General features: G+C 51.3%; 1 protein-coding gene, 2 tRNA genes and 3 rRNA genes. 5 read left to right on the top strand and 1 reads right to left on the bottom strand.

All coding sequences use genetic code 11. From position 1 onward, the window contains the following. On the bottom strand, positions 1-294 hold a 294-nt coding region (locus tag BUC40_RS23045; RefSeq protein ID WP_208605801.1), incomplete at its 3' end, for a hypothetical protein. A 158-nt stretch (positions 295-452) separates the two neighbouring features. Between BUC40_RS23045 and BUC40_RS22440 the strand changes: the two genes are divergently transcribed. From BUC40_RS22440 to rrf, 5 genes are all read left to right on the top strand, one after another. Continuing rightward, a 16S ribosomal RNA gene (locus tag BUC40_RS22440) occupies positions 453-1,989 on the top strand. Between the two features lie 86 nt (positions 1,990-2,075). Next, a tRNA-Ile gene (locus BUC40_RS22435) sits at positions 2,076-2,152 on the top strand. A 21-nt stretch (positions 2,153-2,173) separates the two neighbouring features. After that, positions 2,174-2,249, top strand: a tRNA-Ala gene (locus BUC40_RS22430). A gap of 259 nt (positions 2,250-2,508) precedes the next feature. Next, positions 2,509-5,399, top strand: a 23S ribosomal RNA gene (locus BUC40_RS22425). Positions 5,400-5,536: 137 nt separating this feature from the next. Next, positions 5,537-5,652 (top strand): 5S ribosomal RNA (rrf, locus tag BUC40_RS22420). The 16S, 23S and 5S rRNA genes sit together here with 2 tRNA genes alongside, the layout of an rRNA operon. Positions 5,653-5,700 lie beyond the last annotated feature (48 nt).

Raw genomic sequence — 5,700 nt, 5'->3', positions numbered from 1 at the left:
CGGACGGCGAATTCGAGTAGAATGCGCCGGCATCGACAGGGTGGTTTGAGTGGTTCTGTTGATGGTTCGGTCAGGTGTGATCGAAGGCGGTAAAAGAGGGTGTTGACAGCGGTTTGTAACGCTGTAGAATGCGCCTCCCGCTGGAGAGAAGATGATCTGGTCGGGCGCTGCAAGGTGTTGAGAAGAAAGAAAAAGTTCTTCAAAAACAACTTGACAGGAAATGAGGCTGCTGTAAGATGCGCGCCTCGGTTGAGACGAAAGAATCAACCAACCGTTCTTTAACAACTGAATCAAGCAATTCGTGTGGGTGCTTGTGGGTTAAGACTGATTGATCGCAAGATTATCAGCATCACAAGTAAACACTCGTTAATTCGAGAGTTAACTCTTTAGAGATAAAGAGATTTGCGATTGCTGAGCCAAGTTTAGGGTTTTCTCAAAACCCATGCAGTATTGAACTGAAGAGTTTGATCATGGCTCAGATTGAACGCTGGCGGCAGGCCTAACACATGCAAGTCGAGCGGATGACGGGAGCTTGCTCCCTGATTCAGCGGCGGACGGGTGAGTAATGCCTAGGAATCTGCCTATTAGTGGGGGACAACGTTTCGAAAGGAACGCTAATACCGCATACGTCCTACGGGAGAAAGCAGGGGACCTTCGGGCCTTGCGCTAATAGATGAGCCTAGGTCGGATTAGCTAGTTGGTGAGGTAATGGCTCACCAAGGCGACGATCCGTAACTGGTCTGAGAGGATGATCAGTCACACTGGAACTGAGACACGGTCCAGACTCCTACGGGAGGCAGCAGTGGGGAATATTGGACAATGGGCGAAAGCCTGATCCAGCCATGCCGCGTGTGTGAAGAAGGTCTTCGGATTGTAAAGCACTTTAAGTTGGGAGGAAGGGTTGTAGATTAATACTCTGCAATTTTGACGTTACCGACAGAATAAGCACCGGCTAACTCTGTGCCAGCAGCCGCGGTAATACAGAGGGTGCAAGCGTTAATCGGAATTACTGGGCGTAAAGCGCGCGTAGGTGGTTTGTTAAGTTGGATGTGAAAGCCCCGGGCTCAACCTGGGAACTGCATCCAAAACTGGCAAGCTAGAGTACGGTAGAGGGTGGTGGAATTTCCTGTGTAGCGGTGAAATGCGTAGATATAGGAAGGAACACCAGTGGCGAAGGCGACCACCTGGACTGATACTGACACTGAGGTGCGAAAGCGTGGGGAGCAAACAGGATTAGATACCCTGGTAGTCCACGCCGTAAACGATGTCAACTAGCCGTTGGGTTCCTTGAGAACTTAGTGGCGCAGCTAACGCATTAAGTTGACCGCCTGGGGAGTACGGCCGCAAGGTTAAAACTCAAATGAATTGACGGGGGCCCGCACAAGCGGTGGAGCATGTGGTTTAATTCGAAGCAACGCGAAGAACCTTACCTGGCCTTGACATGCTGAGAACTTTCCAGAGATGGATTGGTGCCTTCGGGAACTCAGACACAGGTGCTGCATGGCTGTCGTCAGCTCGTGTCGTGAGATGTTGGGTTAAGTCCCGTAACGAGCGCAACCCTTGTCCTTAGTTACCAGCACGTTATGGTGGGAACTCTAAGGAGACTGCCGGTGACAAACCGGAGGAAGGTGGGGATGACGTCAAGTCATCATGGCCCTTACGGCCAGGGCTACACACGTGCTACAATGGTCGGTACAAAGGGTTGCCAAGCCGCGAGGTGGAGCTAATCCCATAAAACCGATCGTAGTCCGGATCGCAGTCTGCAACTCGACTGCGTGAAGTCGGAATCGCTAGTAATCGTGAATCAGAATGTCACGGTGAATACGTTCCCGGGCCTTGTACACACCGCCCGTCACACCATGGGAGTGGGTTGCACCAGAAGTAGCTAGTCTAACCTTCGGGGGGACGGTTACCACGGTGTGATTCATGACTGGGGTGAAGTCGTAACAAGGTAGCCGTAGGGGAACCTGCGGCTGGATCACCTCCTTAATCGAAAGATCGCAGCTTATTCATAAGCACCCACACGAATTGCTTGATTCATTGTAGAAGACGATGCTGTAACGCGACCCTGTTATAGGTCTGTAGCTCAGTTGGTTAGAGCGCACCCCTGATAAGGGTGAGGTCGGCAGTTCAAATCTGCCCAGACCTACCAATTCAGGTGCAGATGATATACGGGGCCATAGCTCAGCTGGGAGAGCGCCTGCCTTGCACGCAGGAGGTCAGCGGTTCGATCCCGCTTGGCTCCACCACTTTCTGGTTGCAGTCGTTAACGAGTAAGAGTTCAGAAATGAGCATTCCTGCGGACGCAGATTGAATGTTGATTTCTGGTCTTTGACCAGTCGAAACATCGTTCTTTAAAAATTTGGGTATGTGATAGAAGTGACTGATTGATTACTTTCACTGGTAATTAATCTGGTCAAGGTAAAATTTGCGTTGTTCTCAAGTGCAAATTTTCGGCGAATGTCGTCTTCACGTTATAGACAGTAACCAGATTGCTTGGGGTTATATGGTCAAGTGAAGAAGCGCATACGGTGGATGCCTTGGCAGTCAGAGGCGATGAAAGACGTTGTAGCCTGCGATAAGCTTTGGGGAGTCGGCAAACAGACTGTGATCCAGAGATCTCTGAATGGGGGAACCCACCTAGCATAAGCTGGGTATCATGCACTGAATACATAGGTGCATGAGGCGAACCAGGGGAACTGAAACATCTAAGTACCCTGAGGAAAAGAAATCAACCGAGATTCCCTTAGTAGTGGCGAGCGAACGGGGACTAGCCCTTAAGTTGATTTGAGAGTAGTGGAAGGCTCTGGAAAGTGCCGCCGTAGTGGGTGATAGCCCCGTACACGAAATTCTCTTATCAATGAAATCGAGTAGGACGGAGCACGAGAAACTTTGTCTGAATATGGGGGGACCATCCTCCAAGGCTAAATACTACTGACTGACCGATAGTGAACTAGTACCGTGAGGGAAAGGCGAAAAGAACCCCGGAGAGGGGAGTGAAATAGATCCTGAAACCGTATGCGTACAAGCAGTGGGAGCAGACTTGTTCTGTGACTGCGTACCTTTTGTATAATGGGTCAGCGACTTATATTCAGTGGCGAGCTTAACCGAATAGGGGAGGCGTAGCGAAAGCGAGTCTTAATAGGGCGTTTAGTCGCTGGGTATAGACCCGAAACCGGGCGATCTATCCATGGGCAGGTTGAAGGTTAGGTAACACTGACTGGAGGACCGAACCGACTACCGTTGAAAAGTTAGCGGATGACCTGTGGATCGGAGTGAAAGGCTAATCAAGCTCGGAGATAGCTGGTTCTCCTCGAAAGCTATTTAGGTAGCGCCTCGTGTATCACTGCTGGGGGTAGAGCACTGTTTCGGCTAGGGGGTCATCCCGACTTACCAAACCGATGCAAACTCCGAATACCAGCAAGTGTCAGCACGGGAGACACACGGCGGGTGCTAACGTCCGTCGTGAAAAGGGAAACAACCCAGACCGTCAGCTAAGGTCCCAAAGTTATGGTTAAGTGGGAAACGATGTGGGAAGGCTTAGACAGCTAGGAGGTTGGCTTAGAAGCAGCCACCCTTTAAAGAAAGCGTAATAGCTCACTAGTCGAGTCGGCCTGCGCGGAAGATGTAACGGGGCTCAAACCATACACCGAAGCTACGGGTTCATCTTAGGATGAGCGGTAGAGGAGCGTTCTGTAAGCCTGTGAAGGTGAGTTGAGAAGCTTGCTGGAGGTATCAGAAGTGCGAATGCTGACATGAGTAACGACAATGGGAGTGAAAAACTCCCACGCCGAAAGACCAAGGTTTCCTGCGCAACGTTAATCGACGCAGGGTGAGTCGGCCCCTAAGGCGAGGCAGAAATGCGTAGTCGATGGGAAACGGGTTAATATTCCCGTACTTCTAATTACTGCGATGGAGGGACGGAGAAGGCTAGGCCAGCACGGCGTTGGTTGTCCGTGTTTAAGGTGGTAGGCTGAATGCTTAGGTAAATCCGGGCGTTCAAGGCCGAGAACTGATGACGAGTTGTCCTTTAGGACGATGAAGTGGTTGATGCCATGCTTCCAGGAAAAGCTTCTAAGCTTCAGGTAATTAGGAACCGTACCCCAAACCGACACAGGTGGTTAGGTAGAGAATACCAAGGCGCTTGAGAGAACTCGGGTGAAGGAACTAGGCAAAATGGCACCGTAACTTCGGGAGAAGGTGCGCCGGTGAGTGTGAAGGGTTTACCCCGTAAGCACATGCCGGTCGAAGATACCAGGCCGCTGCGACTGTTTATTAAAAACACAGCACTCTGCAAACACGAAAGTGGACGTATAGGGTGTGACGCCTGCCCGGTGCCGGAAGGTTAATTGATGGGGTTAGCTAACGCGAAGCTCTTGATCGAAGCCCCGGTAAACGGCGGCCGTAACTATAACGGTCCTAAGGTAGCGAAATTCCTTGTCGGGTAAGTTCCGACCTGCACGAATGGCGTAACGATGGCGGCGCTGTCTCCACCCGAGACTCAGTGAAATTGAAATCGCTGTGAAGATGCAGTGTATCCGCGGCTAGACGGAAAGACCCCGTGAACCTTTACTATAGCTTTGCACTGGACTTTGAGCTTGCTTGTGTAGGATAGGTGGGAGGCTTTGAAGTGGGGACGCCAGTTCTCATGGAGCCAACCTTGAAATACCACCCTGGCAACCTTGAGGTTCTAACTCTGGTCCGTTATCCGGATCGAGGACAGTGTATGGTGGGTAGTTTGACTGGGGCGGTCTCCTCCTAAAGAGTAACGGAGGAGTACGAAGGTGCGCTCAGACCGGTCGGAAATCGGTCGTAGAGTATAAAGGCAAAAGCGCGCTTGACTGCGAGACAGACACGTCGAGCAGGTACGAAAGTAGGTCTTAGTGATCCGGTGGTTCTGTATGGAAGGGCCATCGCTCAACGGATAAAAGGTACTCCGGGGATAACAGGCTGATACCGCCCAAGAGTTCATATCGACGGCGGTGTTTGGCACCTCGATGTCGGCTCATCACATCCTGGGGCTGAAGCCGGTCCCAAGGGTATGGCTGTTCGCCATTTAAAGTGGTACGCGAGCTGGGTTTAGAACGTCGTGAGACAGTTCGGTCCCTATCTGCCGTGGACGTTTGAGATTTGAGAGGGGCTGCTCCTAGTACGAGAGGACCGGAGTGGACGAACCTCTGGTGTTCCGGTTGTCACGCCAGTGGCATTGCCGGGTAGCTATGTTCGGGAAAGATAACCGCTGAAAGCATCTAAGCGGGAAACTTGCCTCAAGATGAGATCTCACTGGAACCTTGAGTTCCCTAAAGGGCCGTCGAAGACTACGACGTTGATAGGCTGGGTGTGTAAGCGTTGTGAGGCGTTGAGCTAACCAGTACTAATTGCCCGTGAGGCTTGACCATATAACACCCAAACAATTTGGCTGTTAGACGGTAGAAGTCGACAGTAATGCCGAAAATTTGCGAGAACACGTAATACCAACTGACATCACATACCCAATTCGCTGCAGCGGCTAAACCCCGAAGCAGCAACCAGTTTGCTTGACGACCATAGAGCGTTGGAACCACCTGATCCCATCCCGAACTCAGTAGTGAAACGATGCATCGCCGATGGTAGTGTGGAGTTTCTCCATGTGAGAGTAGGTCATCGTCAAGCTTCTACTAGAAACCCCAGATCTCAATAGAGATCTGGGGTTTCGTCTTT

It is taken from the genome of Phytopseudomonas punonensis (assembly GCF_900142655.1).
Taxonomy (GTDB): Bacteria; Pseudomonadota; Gammaproteobacteria; order Pseudomonadales; family Pseudomonadaceae; genus Aquipseudomonas; species Aquipseudomonas punonensis.
The sequence above is the reverse complement of the archived record's forward strand: the minus strand, read 5'-3'. Positions and strand labels throughout refer to the sequence as shown.